The following is a 14,159-nucleotide window of genomic DNA, read 5'->3' on the forward strand; positions in this document are numbered from 1 at the left end:
GGCGAGCCGCTTGCCGACGTGGCCGCCCCGCAGAGCTGCGGGGCGGCCACAGCCGCGTCAGCCGGCGGGCCGGGCCGTGTAGTCACCGGCCCGCCGGACGGCCGCGACGAGTTCGGAGGTGTCCACCTCCGTGCCCTCCGCCAGAGTGACGGTGGTGAGTCCGGCGCGGAAGTTGGTGCTGGCGTAGCGGACTCCGGGGACGTCCTCCAGCTCGTCGTCGATGGACAGGCCACAGCTGGTGCAGTGCATGCCCTCGATGTGGAGGATCATCTGCTGGCCGGTCTCGGTCTCCGTCTCGGCCTTGCGGCTGAAAAGCTTCATGTAAGGGCGCTTTCTACTTGAAGTCGATGGTGCCGGTGTTCATGCCCACGGAGCAGGTGAAGCGGAGCGTGCCAGGCTTGCGGGTGCCGAGGTCGACCTCGGTGTCACCGTTGCGCTTGACGATCTCCTGGACGCCGAGGGCGGGGATGGTGAAGGCCTGGGCGCAGCCGCTGGAGTCCTTGCCGTGCAGCACCAGCGTGGTGGGCACGCCCGCCTTCGCCGTGAACTGCGTGGGGCTGTAGGAGTCCGTCACCGTCAAGGTGATGATCTGCTTGCCGGCGCCGTCCATGCGTACCGGCGCGTCGGCTGCCGACTTCCCCGACCCTTCCGTCATGTTCATGCCGGAAGAGGCGGCCGTGGTGGTCGTATTCTGCCGGGTGAAGGTGGCCCAGCCGCCGGCCTGCAGTGCGGAGACGACCGTCCAGGCGGCGACGCCGAGCACGACCACGCCCGTCAGGATCGCGAGTCGGCCGGACAGGGCCCGGCTGGTGCGGCGGAACAGGTAGCCGAGGACGGCGAACAGCGGGGCGGTGCCGATGACGAACCCGGCCATCACCGCCGCCCCGGCGACGGGGGACCCGGAGGTGACCGCGATCAGTTCCACCGAAAGGGTGACCCCGCACGGCACCAGTACGGTGGCGAAGCCGATCAGGGCCGGGGTGAGGGCCGAGTCGGTCCTGGCGCTGCGGCGCAGCAGCCGGCCGAAGGAGGCCGGGGGCCGGGGCACCAGCCGCGCCACGGCCTTGACGCCGAACAGGTCGAGTGCGAAGAGCAGCATGAGGACCGCGGCGGCCAGCAGCATGACCGCCCGGGCGCGGGGGCTGGGCTGCAGCGCGTCACCGAAGACGCCCAGCAGGGCGCCCAGCAGGGTGTGGGAGAGCAGCTTTCCGGCGAGGAAAGCCCCGACGGGAACCAGCGGCTTGGGCTCCGCCGGCGCGGTGTGCGCCCGGCCGCCGGGGTGCTGTACCGCCGCGTCGGGTGCGCGGCGAAGGGGGACGGGTGAGGCGGGTTCCGGGGTGGTGGCGGGGCTGCGGCGGGTCACCGCGCCGGCCAGCAGGCCCCCTTGGACGGCGGCGCAGGAAGCACCGCCGGCGAGCAGGCCGGTGGAGACACCGGTGACGAGCAACGCGACAGACGACGGCATGCGTCGACACTCCTGAAGAGATACGACGGCACGCGCACGCGGGCGTGCCGAATCGGACGTGGCTGGCGGGGCGTCCGCGGGACGGGAGTCCGCGGACGGGGTGCCGTCACGTCCGGCACACGCACAAGCGGTGCAGGTCAGGAGGGGGCGGCTCGGCAGGCGGCGGCACTCCGGAACGGGGCACCCCCGGCCGCAGGAACATGTCCGCTTCCGCCTCACCGGCATGGGCCGGGGCGGCAGCCGCATGGTGGGAGGGGCCGACCGAAGGCAGGGTGCAGACGGTCTGCGTCGACGGGCAGTTCCCGTCCATGCTGGTCGCTTCGGCTGCCGTTGCCGCTGTCGTCCGCCCGGCCGACTGCCCGGGTCCGACGGATTGCTGCATCGACTGCGTCTGGCCGGGCATCGCCATGGCCGGCCGTGCGACGCCGGTCACACAGAACGCGAGCGCGCCGACCAGCACAAACCACGCCCACAGGCGGAGCGGGAACGGCGCACGCAACATCACGAACGGCATCGTAGCGGCACCCACCGAGTGGAGATCACGCCGCCCTGCGGCAGGCACACCGATGACGAGCGGTGCCCAGAGTACGTACACGGCGGGCCCGAAACCGCCTGGCGTCCCGCATGTGCGTCACGAGGGCACCGGGCCTGTGAGTATCGGCCGCCGTCAGGTCGGCGGTGTGACGGGTATCCGGCGCACGCGGCGGGCAGCAGGCCGAGACGACGGTGATCGTGCCTGTGGGCGAACGCGATGGCGGGCGGGCACAGAGCGCGCACATGACGGCTTCATCGGTCCTTCACACCGCCTGCCTAGCGTGGCAGCGACCCGGCCGGTGCGGCGGACAAGCGCGGACAGGCACGGTTGAGACAGATGGGTGATCGCTGAGGGCGCAGCCTGGCGGTCCTCCGGAAAGGTGATGGATGAGCGAGCTGCTCTTCGGTACGACGCTGCTGGCGTCCTTCTTCGGCGGGGTGGTGGCGCTGCTCGCGCCGTGCTGCATCTCGGTGATGCTGCCGGCCTACTTCGCCACCGGATTCCGCTCCCGCGGCCGCGTCGTCGCGGGAACGCTGACGTTCGGCGCCGGGGTGGCCACCGTGATCGTGCCGATCGGGCTCGGGGCCGCCGCGCTGTCCGCCGCGCTCCAGCGGTACCACCTGTGGGTCTACCTGGCCGGCGGCACGCTGATGCTGGCCGGCGGCCTGGCGGTGCTCGCCGGATGGAAGCCGAAACTGCCGATGCCCTCCGGACGCTCCCCCCAGGGGGGCGGCTTCGGCGCCGCCTACGGGCTCGGGGCGTTCTCCGGCATCGCCAGCGCCTGCTGCGCGCCGGTGCTCGCCGGGGTCGCCGTGCTGTCCGGGGCCACCGCCTCGTTCCCCGCCGCCCTGGGTGTCGGGCTCGTCTACGTGCTGGGCATGGTCGCGCCCCTGGTGGTGATCGCCCTGGCCTGGGAGCGCGGCCACCGCGGTCCCGCCAGGGTCCTGCAGGGCCGCACGGTACGGCTGCGGGCCGGCTCCTGGCAGCGGAGTCTGCCACTGGGTGACCTGCTCGCTGGGATTCTGCTGATCGCCATGGGCGTACTGACCGCCGTCCTGGCGCTCAGTGGACCGTCGATGCCCAACTCCGGCTGGCGGGTCACCTTCGCCGCCGACCTGCAGCACGCCGCATCGGCGGCCACCCGTGCCTTGGGCTGGCTGCCCGGCTGGGCCGTGGCCGCTGTCGCCGCGGCGGCCCTGTTCCTGCTGATCCGCCGTGCCCGCCGCTCCCGCGCCGAGTCGGCCGATCCGGATCCCGCACCCTTGCCCGCGGTGCCCGAGTGCGGCGGATCCGCATCTGGGGACTGCGCCGCGCCGGCGGTGACCGCTTCCGACGAGCCCGTGGCTGTCACCACCCCCGCAGACCGCACCATGACTTTGGAGGGCCCCGCCGATGGGCGCTGACACCAAACCCGGAACCAAGGCCGCGCGCCACGCGCGCCTGGCGGCCGAACGCGAGAGCGAGCGGCAGCGGCAGCACCGCCGTCGGCGCCTGCGTAACAGCGCGGTCATCACCGCGATCCTCATCGCCGTCGTCGCCGGCCTGTACGCGGTGTTCAACAAGTCCGAGCAGCCGTCGGCCACGGGCTACGAGGTCGGCAGCCCCGGGATCGGCCAGACCGCGCCCGGGTTCTCGCTGGCCTCCAGCGGCGGCGGGAACGCCAGCCTGGCCGCCTTGAAGGGCAAGACCGTACTCCTGTACTTCCAGGAGGGCCTGACCTGCCAGCCGTGCTGGGACCAGATCCGCGACCTGGAGAAGTCCTCCGCCAAGGTCAAGGACGCCGGCATCGACCAGATCGTCTCGGTCACCACCGACCCGGCGAACCTGGTCGCCCGCAAGGTCAAGGACGAGGCCCTGAAGACCCCGGTACTCTCCGACCCGGACCTGAAGGTCTCCAAGGCCTACCAGACCAACGAGTACGGCATGATGGGCACCTCCCGCAACGGCCACAGCTTCGTCCTCGTCGGCCCCGACGGCACCATCCAGTGGCGGGCGGACTACGGCGGCGCCCCCAAGTACACGATGTACGTCAAGGTCGACAAGATCCTCGCCGACCTCGAGGCCGGGCGGCAGGCATGAGCGCCCGGCACATCACGCTCCTCACCCAGGCCGACTGCGCGCTGTGCGAGCACGCCAAGACCGTCCTGGCCAAGGTCGGCGCCGACCATGAGCTGGCCGTCACCGAGATCGACCTGGCAGATGAGGAGGGCCGGCGGCTCGGCGCCGAGGCGGGTGTCCTCTTCGCCCCCGGCATTTTCCTCGACGGCCGCCCCTTCTCCTACGGACGGCTCTCCGAACGCCGCCTGCGCCGGGCCCTGAAAGCCGCGCCCTGACGCCCGTCCACCCCTCCCCTGCGCCCCTGAAACATCAAGGAAGTCAAGGAAGCCGAACAATGAGCGAACTGGTCAAACTACTGCCCCTCCTCGCCTGCCCGGTGGGTATGGGCGCCATGATGTGGTTCATGACGCGGTCCGGCCGCAAGACCACCGGCGCCCCTTCCACCGATCCCAACACCGCAGCCTCCGGCGCCGATCCGCGCGAGCGGGAACTGGCAGCGCTGCGCAAGCAGGTCGACGACCTCAGGCAGCACATGGGCGACGATGCCAAGGCCCCCGACCAGGCGCACACTGAGCCCTTCTCGGCAACGTCTCGTGACGGTTCGTGATCTTCGGTCAGGTGGTGCGGCCGTGCTCCATCTGGAGCGGGACGAGGGCTGCTCGGGCGTTCCCGGTGATGCTGCCGGGGTCGGGGCTGACCCGGCGCAGGACCTAGAAGGTGACCTTGAGCAGGGCGTTGGCGCGCTCGGCGACACCGTGGATGCCGCGGATCACCCTGTTGAACGTCTGCTGCCCGGTGGCGAGTTCGCCGCCTTGCGGCCTCTTGACCGGGTGGCGGAAGCCGTCATCGGCGGCACCCTCGCCGACCGGCTCAATGATGGTGAGCCGCCCGCCACCCGGTAGGACCAACCGCCCGGAAAGGCGGGGCACTTCGTCGGCCACAAACAGTTCGCCAGGCATCCGGACGGCACAAGAACGGTGGGCCGACGGGATCACGTCCTGTCGGCCCACCGTACTTGGCGATACGTCAGCTCTCGCCGAGCATCTTCTTCATCTGCTCGATCTCGGCGGTCTGGGCCGTGATCACGTCGTCCGCGAGCTTCACGGCGGGACCGTACTTACCGTCGGCCTTCTGGGTCTTGGCCATCTTGATGGCGCCCTCGTGGTGCTTGACCATCATCTCGAGGAACATCTTGTCGAACTCGGCGCCGGAGGCCTTCTCCAGCATGTCCATGTCCTCCATGCCCATCATGCCGGGCGTGGAGGACGACATGTCCATTCCGGACATGTCCTGCGGCACTTCCTCGCCCCACGAGGTGAGCCAGCCGGACATCGTCTCGATCTCCGGGTCCTGCGCCCCCTTGATCTTCGTGGCGAGGTCCTTCACCTCCTGCGAGGAGGCGCGGTCGGCGGCCAGTTCGGCCATGTCGACGGCCTGACGGTGGTGCTGGATCATCTCCTCGGCGAAGGAGACGTCCTGGTCGTTGTGGTCGCCGGCCTTGGCCGACGCGGTCGCGGAGGGGCTGGAGTCGGACCCCATGGAGGACATGTCGTGTCCGCCGCCGCCACAGGCGGAGAGTACGAGAGCGGCTGCACCCGCCGTGACGGCGATGGCGGTACGACGGACGAGCTTGCGGTGTGCGGTCATGGATGAACTCCTGAATGCGGATCTGTGAAGGGCATACCGACGCACGGCACCGCCTGGGCATGCGGTGACGCGCGGGCCGCTCTAGATCCGCAGGATTTGGAGTTCGGAGAGCGAGGGCGGGGCGCGACCGCCGTCGGGATCGCTGTCGGCCGCGGAGGCACGCATCTCCCCCGGCTCAGCACACGCCACCGCGTCGGGCAGTAGTACCGGCACCAGCGACGGAGCCCCTGCGACCGACGCGGAGGCGCAGGTCGGATCCGCGTGGTCCGTCCGGCCCGTACATCCGCCTTCGCCGTGATCGCATCCGCCCGGCATCGACGCCATGACGTCCGTCTGCGCGACCACCGCCATCCGCTCGCGCCCGGATGACGCGGCGGCGACCCCCGGCATCGGCCCGAGGCCGTGCATGCCGAGCAGGCCCAGCAGCAGAGCGCACACGAGCAGCCCGCAGGACCGCACGGTCGAGTGCGGTCGCGTGAGCTGTCCGAGGCGGGTCACGACCTCATCGTAGGCATGGATCACCAGCCGCTCGCGTCCCGGGCGCCGCCGAAGCAGACAAGGCAGACAAGGCAGACAAGGCAAAGCGGTACCGGCCCAGGGTATGACCACCCTTGAGAGGAGGAACCGTGCCCGACGTACTGACGCTCGAATACCGCGTGTCCGGCATGACATGCGGCCACTGCGAGAACGCCGTGAAACAGGAGGTCTCGGCGCCGAAAGCCGTCGTCCACATGCAGGTCGACGCCCGCACGGGCCGCGGCACCGTGCCATGCACCACCCCGCTCGACGATCCCCGGGCGCGAGAGGCGATCGACGAGGCGGGCTACGAACTCACCAGCCGAGTATGAGGTTCCGCCTTCGCCCCGAAAACCTGCCCGAACGGCCGTCTACTATGGTCTTGCGTATTCGGTGGCGAAGGGAAGTCAGGGCCATGCGTCGGCTGGGGGATCTTGAAGCGGAAATCATGGATCGTCTCTGGACGTGGAACCGTCCGGCGACGGTGCGCGAGATAGTGGATGACATCAACAAGACCCGCCCCGTCGCGTACACCACGGTGATGACGGTCACCAACATCCTGTACACCAAGGGCTGGCTGCTGCGCGGCAAGCATGGCCGGGCCTGGCTGTACACACCGGTGCGCAGCCGCGAGGCGTACGCCGCCGCACTCATGGAGGACGGCTTGGGAGAGAGCAAGGACCGCCCGGCCGCGCTGGTCGCCTTCGTCGAGAACATGGACGAGGAAGAGATCGCCGCCTTGCGCAAAGCCCTGCGGAACGTGAGCCGGCAGGCGAAGGAAGTGCAGTGAACGCGGCCCCCGCCCTGGCCGGCTACACGGCAGTGGTGGGCTTCGCGGCCCCACGCCTGCTCCTGCGCGCCGCCTGGCCGCACCGGGCCCCGGCCCTGGCGGCCGCGGTGTGGCACGCCCTGGCGGTCTCGTTCTCGATCGCGGCCGCGCTCACCGCGTACAGCCTGGCCGTGCCCGCCGAGCACCTGCACGCGGGCCTGGTGGGCCTGCTGCACACCTGCGGACTGAACGTGGGCACGGGACAGCCCGACCCCGACACGGCAGACCGTCTGGCCGTCGGCGTCCCCGCCGCCATCGGAATCGCCCTGGTCGCGAGCTTCGCCTTCCACGTCGTACGAGCCCGTCGCGCGAGGACACAGCACCGGGAAGCGGTCGATCTGGTGGGCCGCCACTCGGCCCACCTGTGCGCCACCGTCCTGCCGTACGACACTCCCGCCGCCTACTGCCTGCCCGGTCGCCGTCCACGGATCGTGATCAGCGACGCGGCCGTGCGCCGGCTGACGCCCGAGCAGCTCGGCTCCGTACTGGAGCACGAGCAGGCCCACATCGCGGGCCGCCACCACCTGGTCCTGGCCGCCGCGGAGACCTTCCACTCGGTCTTCCGGTGGGTGCCGTTGGCCCGCCATGCCCGGGAGCAGACGGCACTGCTGCTGGAGATGATCGCGGACGACCGCGCCCTGCGCAGCCACTCCCACGAGGCGCTGGCCACCGCGATGTACGAGATGGCCGCGGCCCGCACCCCGAAGGGCGCGCTGGCGGCGGGCGGCCAGAGCGTACTGATCCGCCTGAACCGGGTCCTCGGTCCGCGCAAGGCACCTCACCCCGCCCTGTGGGGTTCCGTCGCCGCCGCGGCCGCGGCGGTCCCGCTGCTGCCGCTGCTGGTCGCCTGCCCGCCCGGCCTCGGCTGACCGTTCCCGGACGATCCCTGTCGGCTGTTCCGGGTGAGGCCTGTGTGACTCGGACTGGCTTGCGATACCCAATACGAAGCTACTAAGTTCAAACCACTTGACTGACCGACGCCGCTGCGCCGGTCCGACGGTCACAGGCCGTCGCTCCGTACACAGACCGCACAGAGGAGTCAGCCCACGATGGGAACGCACCGTCGGCCGAAGCCGCCCAGCCGTGCCCGGATAGCCACGCTCGGCATGGCGGCGGGCGCGGTCAGCCTCCTGCCGACGCAGAGCCAGGCGGCGCCCAAGCCCACGGTGGACGAGGTGCGCAAGCAGGTGGAGCAGCTCTACGAGGAGGCCGAGGCTCCGACCGAGGAGTACAACGCCGTCCGCGAGGAGCAGAAGAAGCTCCAGGGTGAGGTGGACAGCGCACAGGACCGGCTGGCTCGCAAGCAGCAGGAGATCAACGAACTGCGCGAGAAGATAGGCCCGTTGGCGGCGGCGCAGTACCGCAGCGGCGGCATCGACCCGAGCGTGCAGCTCTTCCTGTCCGGCGACCCGGACGACTACCTCGACCGGGCCGAGATGCTCGGCCGTACGAGCGACCGGCAGGCCGAGGCCCTGCGGGCCATGCAGAGCATGCAGCGCGAGATCGCGCAGGAACGCGCGACCGCCGCTCAGCAGCTGAAGGCCCTGGAGGAGACGCGCGCCAAGGCCGCCGAGAAGAAGGAGGAGGTCCAGGCCAAGCTCACCAAGGCCCGCAAGCTCCTCAACAGCATGACCGCCGCCCAGCGCGCGAGGATGGAAGCCGACCAGGAGCGCGAGGACGCCACCGCGGGCGTCAGCGACTCCGCCTCCACGTACAACGGCCCGGCAAGCGGCCGCGCCAAGGCCGCACTCGATTTCGCGTACGCACAGCTCGGCAAACCCTACGAGTGGGGCTCCACCGGGCCCGACTCCTACGACTGTTCGGGACTGACCGGCGCTGCCTGGCGCGCGGCGGGCGTCTCGCTGCCACGCACCGTCAAGCAGCAGTACGACGCCGGCCGCAAGGTCGCCAAGTCCGATCTGCAGCCCGGCGACATCATCTACTGGTACAACGACAACCAGCACAACGGCATGTACGTCGGGAACGGCAAGGCCATCCACGCGCCGCGCACCGGCAAGAACGTCGAGATCGCCCCCCTCGACAGCATGCCGTTCTTCGCCGCGAGCAGGCCCTGAGCACCACCATCCGCGCCACCCGAGGAAGTTCCGTGACCGCACGCCCGGCCAGGCGCACCCTGCTCGCCGCAGCGGGGGCCGTACTCGCTTCTCTGGTCCTCGCCGCCTGCTCGGGCGGGACGTCCGACACGGACGAGTCGTCCGAGACGTCGGGATCGTCGGATGCCCTTTCCCACGTGCACGGGCTCGGCATCGACCCGGCCGACGGCCGCGTGTACGTCGCGACGCACGACGGTGTCCACACGGTCGCCAAGGGACAAAAGCCGAAGCTCGTCGGCGACCGCAAGGACGACTTCATGGGCTTCACCGTGACCGGCACGAACACCTTCATCGCCAGCGGACACGGCGCCCCGGGCAGCGACCGCCCGGGCAACGTCGGCCTGATCGACACCAAGGACGCGGGGCAGACGTGGACCTCCCGGTCCTTGTCGGGTGAGGCCGACTTCCATTCCCTCGACTCGGCCGAGGGCACTGTGTACGGATACGAGGGCGGCCGGATCCGGGTCAGCGACGACCTCAAGCGCTGGGACGACCGGGCGACGCTGGAGGCCCTCGACATCGCCGTGAGCCCCGCGGGGGACACGTTGCTGGCCACCACCGCCGAGGGTGTCGTCACCAGCACCGACGGCGGCCGTACCTTCGACAAGGGCTCGGGGCAGGTCCAGGCGTTCCTGTCCTGGCCTTCGGAGAAGTCCCTCTTCGGCATCGACACGTCCGGAATACTGAGCAGCAGCGCGAACAGCGGCAAGACGTGGAAGCAGCTCACGACCGTGCCCGGCGGACAGCCCCAGGCCCTGACCGCCGTCAACTCCGACCACGTCCTCGCCGCGACACAGACCGGCGTGTACGAGTCACGCGACGGCGGCAAGACCTTCACCCGACTCGCGCCCCTGGCTTCCTGAGTCGTTGCTCCACTCCGCGACGAAACGCGAAGTCCGGTGCCACAACGCTCTGTTGTGACGATCTCTCCCTCTTCCTCCGCTTCGTCCGCCGTGATCGGCCTCGGCCACGAGGCCGTCGGCGCCCTCATCCGCCGGTGGCGGGACGACCCCGGAAGCACCTACCGCACATGGTTCCTGCGGGAGTAGCGCACGAAGAACTTCCGCTCCACCCGGAAGGCGGCCGCGGCCTTCGAGGTGGAGCACACCACCTCCATCCACTCCGGCATCGTGCGCATGCTCGACCTGGCGCTCAGCGGCGACCCGGACGCCGCGCACGGCATGTACCCGGTCGCGCCGGACGCGCGCGAGGAGGAGGTCCGGGCCCAGATCCGGCGCCCCGCCTTCAGCCGGGTCGCGGACCTGAGGGTGCGGTACCTGCCCTACGGCGAGCTCCAGGCCAGCCGGGAGGCGATCATGCGGTTCGGCAGGGGGCTGCATCCCATCGAGGCCCTGGCGCGCGACCTGAGCTGAGCAGGCATGGGGGCGCCTCGCCCATGCGAGCGCCGCTGATGGTCAAGACTCCATCATGTGACACCAGGGCTGAGCGGACCGGAGCCACCCGACGTACTAAGGGAGTAAGTAGACAGTGACTCCCGATGAAGGGAAACTCCGTGATCCGGCAACGCATCGTCCTCGCCACGGCCGCAGCACTCGCATCGACACTCCTGCTGACGGCCTGCGGATCCTCGACGGACGACGCCTCCAGGAATAGCCCCGGCAACGCCGCGTCGGCCGGGTCGGATCCCGCGACGTCCGCACCGGCGGACAGCGGCGACTCCGGCAGCGAGGACATGGCCACGACCACCATGCTGATGACCAAGGACATGGGGAACGGCATGGGGAGCATGGTCACCGACGACAAGGGGATGACGCTCTACCGCTCCGACATGGACCGGTCGAGCCCGTCCATGTCGACGTGCACCGGCGGGTGCACAAAGACCTGGATGCCGGTCATGGCGCAGGACTCCGTACAGACGATGGGCGTGGAGAAGAGTCTGCTCGGCACCGTCGACCGCTCGGACGGCATGAAGCAGCTCACCCTCGGCGGCTGGCCGCTGTACCGGTACATGGGCGACACAAAGGTCGGACAGATCAACGGCCAGGCCAAGGACGACAAGTGGTTCGCCGTCACGCCCTCGGGCAAGAAGTCCACCATGGAGGGCATGGAGGGCATGGAGGGCATGGAGGGCATGGAGGGCATGGAGGGCATGCAGGGCTGAGACGAGTCGTGCAGCCGTGGGGCCGCCAGTGCACGGGGGGCCGGCGTATCGTCAGACGGCCGCTGGGTCCTCCCGGACGGCCGGCCGTTGCGGCGCCCGTGACCCGTGCTGCCTGCACCAGCCGTAACGGGTCACCCCCTTCGGCTTGTACACCGACAAGGTCACCGCCACGACCAGCACAAAGAGGGCCGCGGCGGCGTCGGCCAGCAACTCGACCCTCATCCCCACGACGTCACCGCTGGAAAGCGCCGCCCGGGCCGCAGCGTCGGCGACATGGCCGACCACCCGGATCTGCACCAGCAGCAGAACAGTCGCCACCCACGTTGATCAGCAGTTTGATGACAACCCAATAGTGACGGAACAGCCCCCATGCGGACCCCACAGCCTTGAACGAGTCCCGTGAGCAGCGAGGCGAAGCTCACAGGGACCAGTGCGAACCAGCCGGTCAGCTCCATCGCCAGGTACGCGCTGCGCACGGTCTGGGGATCCTGGACGGCCAGACCCGCGACAGCGAGGACGACGAACACGACGACAGCGCCGAGCCGGCCGACCGAGGAGGTGACGTGTGCGGCGAGGGTGAGCTTGCGGAGGCGGGGGTTCATGGCCATGGCGATCAGTGGCCGCCCATCCCACCGCCGATCGCGTGCATGAGTACGAACGCCACCAGCAGCGCGGCTCCGGCGACGATCCCGAACGCCTTCACCCAGCGGGGCTGCCCGGATGCGCCATGGGGCTTGCCCCATAGCCGGCGGCATCGGGGCTAGAGGGCGAGTCAGCCATATATGCCTCCTTGGGTGCTTGAGTGCGGGACGGTCGACACCTGTATTTTACGAGACACTCTGTCCACGATGTCATCCACGATGTATCGACATCGCCGCCGCGTACACTGATGCGGTGCCCAAGCTGTGGAACGAGACGATCGAGGCGCATCGCCGCGCGGTGCGCGACGCGATTTTGAGCACCACGGCGGAGCTGGCCGCCGAGCGCGGAGTGCGGTCGGTGACGATGTCGCAGATCGCCGAACAGGCCGGCATCGGCCGGGCCACGCTGTACAAGTACTTCCCGGACGTCGAAGCGATCCTGATCGCCTGGCATGACCGCCAGATCACCGAGCACCTGGGGCAGCTGGCGGAGGTCCGGGACCAGGCCGATGGGCCCGCCGACCAACTCGAGGCGGTTCTGAGGGCGTTCGCTCACATCTCGCGCCAGTCCCGCGGGCACCACGGCACCGAACTCGCGGCGTTGCTCCACCGGGACGAGCGGGTCGTCCGAGCGCAGCGGCAGCTCCACGACATGGTCCGGAACCTGCTGGCCGAGGGCGCGCAGACCGGCGCCTTCCGCGCCGATGTCACGCCCGACGAGCTGGCGACCTACTGCCTCCACGCCCTGACCGCCGCTGCCGCCCTACCCTCCGAGGCGGCGGCCGACCGTCTCGTCACGGTGACCCTGTCCGGGCTGCGCGACGGTCACTCCATGCCGGACGACCGGAGGCCGCCGAGCCGGCCCGAGCACCAAGGCCACCACGCAGGGCGCTCAACCCTCTGAGCTCGCCCACTTCCCCCGCGACTCCGCGTCAGCAGGGCAACAGCTGCCTTGAAGTTATTGCAATCCTTTTGCACCTAACTACTAATCTCCATAGAGAATGGGCTGCGACCTGACCTGAGCACGACCCGGATCAAGGACACCACCATGACCGTTGCGCCCCATCCCCGGCCCGGCCTCGTCCGGCGTATACGCGGAGCACTCACCCCCCGCGAATGGGCCCGGGCAGGCGGTCTGGCGGCCGTGATCCTCGCCCTGCATGTCATCGGTTGGGGCACGCTGCTGCTCGTCGTCGTCCCCCAGAACTTCGACCTGGGCGACCAGGGGGCATTCGGCATCGGCATCGGCGTCACCGCGTACGTGCTCGGCATGCGGCACGCCTTCGACGCCGACCACATCGCCGCGATCGACAACACCACCCGCAAGCTGATCTCCGACGGCCAGCGCCCGCTCTCCGTGGGCTTCTTCTTCTCCCTCGGGCACTCGACCGTCGTCTTCCTGCTCGCCCTGCTCTTCGCACTCGGCGTGCGCTCCCTCGCCGGACCGGTGCAGGACGACGACTCCGCGCTGCAGCAGACGCTCGGGCTCATCGGCACGTCGGTCTCCGGTGTCTTCCTCTACGTCATCGCGGCCTTCAACCTCGTCGCCCTGCTCGGGATCCTGAAGGTCTTCCGCCGGATGCGCACCGGCGGCCACACCGAGGCGGACCTGGAAGCGCAGCTCAGCAACGGCGGCGGGGTCATGACCCGGATCCTCGGCCGGGCGACCCGGGCCGTCGGCAAGCCCTGGCACATGTACCCGCTGGGCTTCCTCTTCGGCCTCGGCTTCGACACCGCCACCGAGGTCTCCCTCCTCTTCCTCGCGGCGGGCGCGGCCGGCGCCGGCATTCCCTGGTACGCGATCCTGTGCCTGCCGGTGCTGTTCGCGGCCGGGATGAGCCTGCTCGACACGATCGACGGCTCATTCATGAACTTCGCCTACTCCTGGGCCTTCTCCAACCCGGTCCGCAAGGTCTTCTACAACATCACCATCACCGGCCTGTCGGTCGCCGCCGCGCTCATCATCGGCACAGTCGAACTACTGTCGATCGCCGCCGAGAAGCTCTCCCTGCACGGCGCCTTCTGGGACTGGGTCGGCCGCATCGACCTCAACAGCGTCGGATACGCCGTCGTCCTGCTCTTCGTCGTCACCTGGGCCGCCGCGCTGCTCATCTGGCGATACGGCCGCATTGAGGAGAAATGGGCAGTCGCCCCGCAGTCCACGGCAGATTGACCCGCTGGGCGAGTGGGACACGCCGGGCGTACGGGTGAATCGCACGGCTCCGCGTCGGT

The 14,159-nt window shown here is 69.9% G+C and carries 20 protein-coding genes; 13 read left to right on the plus strand and 7 right to left on the minus strand.

Annotation, left to right across the window (positions count from 1 at the left end; genetic code table 11):
- Positions 1-57: 57 nt before the first annotated feature.
- The 3 genes from SZN_RS04320 to SZN_RS04330 form a co-directional block, all read right to left on the minus strand.
- A complete protein-coding gene (locus SZN_RS04320) occupies positions 58-321 on the minus strand; it encodes a heavy-metal-associated domain-containing protein (RefSeq protein ID WP_007491758.1) in 264 nt (87 codons plus the stop codon).
- 13 nt (positions 322-334) lie between these two features.
- On the minus strand, positions 335-1,465 hold the full coding sequence (locus SZN_RS04325; protein ID WP_007491761.1) for a sulfite exporter TauE/SafE family protein: 1,131 nt from the start codon (positions 1,463-1,465) through the stop codon (positions 335-337).
- 106 nt (positions 1,466-1,571) lie between these two features.
- Positions 1,572-1,979 carry a hypothetical protein gene (locus SZN_RS04330; protein ID WP_007491763.1) on the minus strand — a complete coding sequence of 136 codons (408 nt, stop codon included), beginning with the start codon at positions 1,977-1,979 and terminating at the stop codon, positions 1,572-1,574.
- A 407-nt stretch (positions 1,980-2,386) separates the two neighbouring features.
- On the opposite strand from SZN_RS04330, the gene SZN_RS04335 reads away from it, so the two are divergent.
- Genes SZN_RS04335 through SZN_RS04350 form a run of 4 tightly spaced genes read left to right on the plus strand, consistent with a single transcriptional unit; the run spans position 2,387 to position 4,665 of the window.
- Positions 2,387-3,403 carry a cytochrome c biogenesis CcdA family protein gene (locus tag SZN_RS04335; protein ID WP_007491766.1) on the plus strand — a complete coding sequence of 339 codons (1,017 nt, stop codon included), beginning with the start codon at positions 2,387-2,389 and terminating at the stop codon, positions 3,401-3,403.
- On the plus strand, positions 3,393-4,079 hold the full coding sequence (locus SZN_RS04340) for a peroxiredoxin family protein (protein WP_007491768.1): 687 nt from the start codon (positions 3,393-3,395) through the stop codon (positions 4,077-4,079). Before SZN_RS04335 ends, SZN_RS04340 begins: the two co-directional genes overlap by 11 nt.
- Positions 4,076-4,333 carry a glutaredoxin family protein gene (locus SZN_RS04345; protein ID WP_007491770.1) on the plus strand — a complete coding sequence of 86 codons (258 nt, stop codon included), beginning with the start codon at positions 4,076-4,078 and terminating at the stop codon, positions 4,331-4,333. The genes SZN_RS04340 and SZN_RS04345 overlap by 4 nt, the downstream gene beginning before the upstream one ends.
- Positions 4,334-4,392: 59 nt before the next feature.
- Positions 4,393-4,665, plus strand: coding sequence for a hypothetical protein (locus SZN_RS04350; protein ID WP_007491772.1), 273 nt, complete (start codon positions 4,393-4,395; stop codon positions 4,663-4,665).
- A gap of 103 nt (positions 4,666-4,768) precedes the next feature.
- On the opposite strand, the gene SZN_RS43420 is transcribed toward SZN_RS04350, so the two are convergent.
- The 3 genes from SZN_RS43420 to SZN_RS04365 all read right to left on the minus strand — a co-directional run bounded on the left by SZN_RS43420 (position 4,769) and on the right by SZN_RS04365 (position 6,203).
- Positions 4,769-5,017, minus strand: a complete 249-nt coding sequence (locus SZN_RS43420; RefSeq protein WP_139063522.1) for a transposase family protein — start codon at positions 5,015-5,017, stop codon at positions 4,769-4,771.
- 67 nt (positions 5,018-5,084) lie between these two features.
- Entirely contained in the window at positions 5,085-5,705 is a 621-nt protein-coding gene (locus SZN_RS04360; RefSeq protein WP_007491776.1) for a DUF305 domain-containing protein, read from the minus strand.
- Positions 5,706-5,786: 81 nt separating this feature from the next.
- Positions 5,787-6,203: a DUF6153 family protein gene (locus SZN_RS04365; RefSeq protein WP_244313286.1), complete on the minus strand. Its 417-nt coding sequence runs from the start codon at positions 6,201-6,203 to the stop codon at positions 5,787-5,789.
- Positions 6,204-6,331: 128 nt separating this feature from the next.
- Here SZN_RS04365 and SZN_RS04370 point away from each other — a divergent pair, with 128 nt between their 5' ends.
- From SZN_RS04370 to SZN_RS04400, 7 genes are all read left to right on the plus strand, one after another.
- Positions 6,332-6,553, plus strand: coding sequence for a heavy-metal-associated domain-containing protein (locus SZN_RS04370; protein ID WP_007491779.1), 222 nt, complete (start codon positions 6,332-6,334; stop codon positions 6,551-6,553).
- Positions 6,554-6,636: 83 nt separating this feature from the next.
- Positions 6,637-7,011, plus strand: coding sequence for a BlaI/MecI/CopY family transcriptional regulator (locus SZN_RS04375; RefSeq protein WP_043728141.1), 375 nt, complete (start codon positions 6,637-6,639; stop codon positions 7,009-7,011).
- Entirely contained in the window at positions 7,008-7,919 is a 912-nt protein-coding gene (locus SZN_RS04380) for a M56 family metallopeptidase (protein ID WP_007491781.1), read from the plus strand. The genes SZN_RS04375 and SZN_RS04380 overlap by 4 nt, the downstream gene beginning before the upstream one ends.
- A gap of 180 nt (positions 7,920-8,099) precedes the next feature.
- On the plus strand, positions 8,100-9,125 hold the full coding sequence (locus tag SZN_RS04385) for a C40 family peptidase (RefSeq protein ID WP_043728143.1): 1,026 nt from the start codon (positions 8,100-8,102) through the stop codon (positions 9,123-9,125).
- A 32-nt stretch (positions 9,126-9,157) separates the two neighbouring features.
- A complete protein-coding gene (locus tag SZN_RS04390) occupies positions 9,158-10,027 on the plus strand; it encodes a F510_1955 family glycosylhydrolase (RefSeq protein ID WP_007491783.1) in 870 nt (289 codons plus the stop codon).
- 267 nt (positions 10,028-10,294) lie between these two features.
- Positions 10,295-10,537 (plus strand): hypothetical protein, encoded by a 243-nt coding sequence (locus SZN_RS04395; protein WP_208865759.1) that lies wholly within the window; start codon positions 10,295-10,297, stop codon positions 10,535-10,537.
- A 140-nt stretch (positions 10,538-10,677) separates the two neighbouring features.
- Entirely contained in the window at positions 10,678-11,286 is a 609-nt protein-coding gene (locus tag SZN_RS04400; RefSeq protein ID WP_167546280.1) for a hypothetical protein, read from the plus strand.
- Between the two features lie 51 nt (positions 11,287-11,337).
- Here the strand turns inward: SZN_RS04400 and SZN_RS41865 are convergent, their stop codons facing one another.
- On the minus strand, positions 11,338-11,604 hold the full coding sequence (locus SZN_RS41865; RefSeq protein ID WP_007491787.1) for a hypothetical protein: 267 nt from the start codon (positions 11,602-11,604) through the stop codon (positions 11,338-11,340).
- A 576-nt stretch (positions 11,605-12,180) separates the two neighbouring features.
- On the opposite strand from SZN_RS41865, the gene SZN_RS04410 reads away from it, so the two are divergent.
- A complete protein-coding gene (locus tag SZN_RS04410; RefSeq protein WP_007491788.1) occupies positions 12,181-12,831 on the plus strand; it encodes a TetR/AcrR family transcriptional regulator in 651 nt (216 codons plus the stop codon).
- Between the two features lie 144 nt (positions 12,832-12,975).
- On the plus strand, positions 12,976-14,100 hold the full coding sequence (gene nicT / locus SZN_RS04415) for a Nickel transporter NicT (protein ID WP_050814999.1): 1,125 nt from the start codon (positions 12,976-12,978) through the stop codon (positions 14,098-14,100).
- The last annotated feature ends 59 nt before the right edge of the window (positions 14,101-14,159 follow it).

Source organism: Streptomyces zinciresistens K42 (assembly GCF_000225525.1).
In the GTDB taxonomy this organism is placed as follows: Bacteria; Actinomycetota; Actinomycetes; order Streptomycetales; family Streptomycetaceae; genus Streptomyces; species Streptomyces zinciresistens.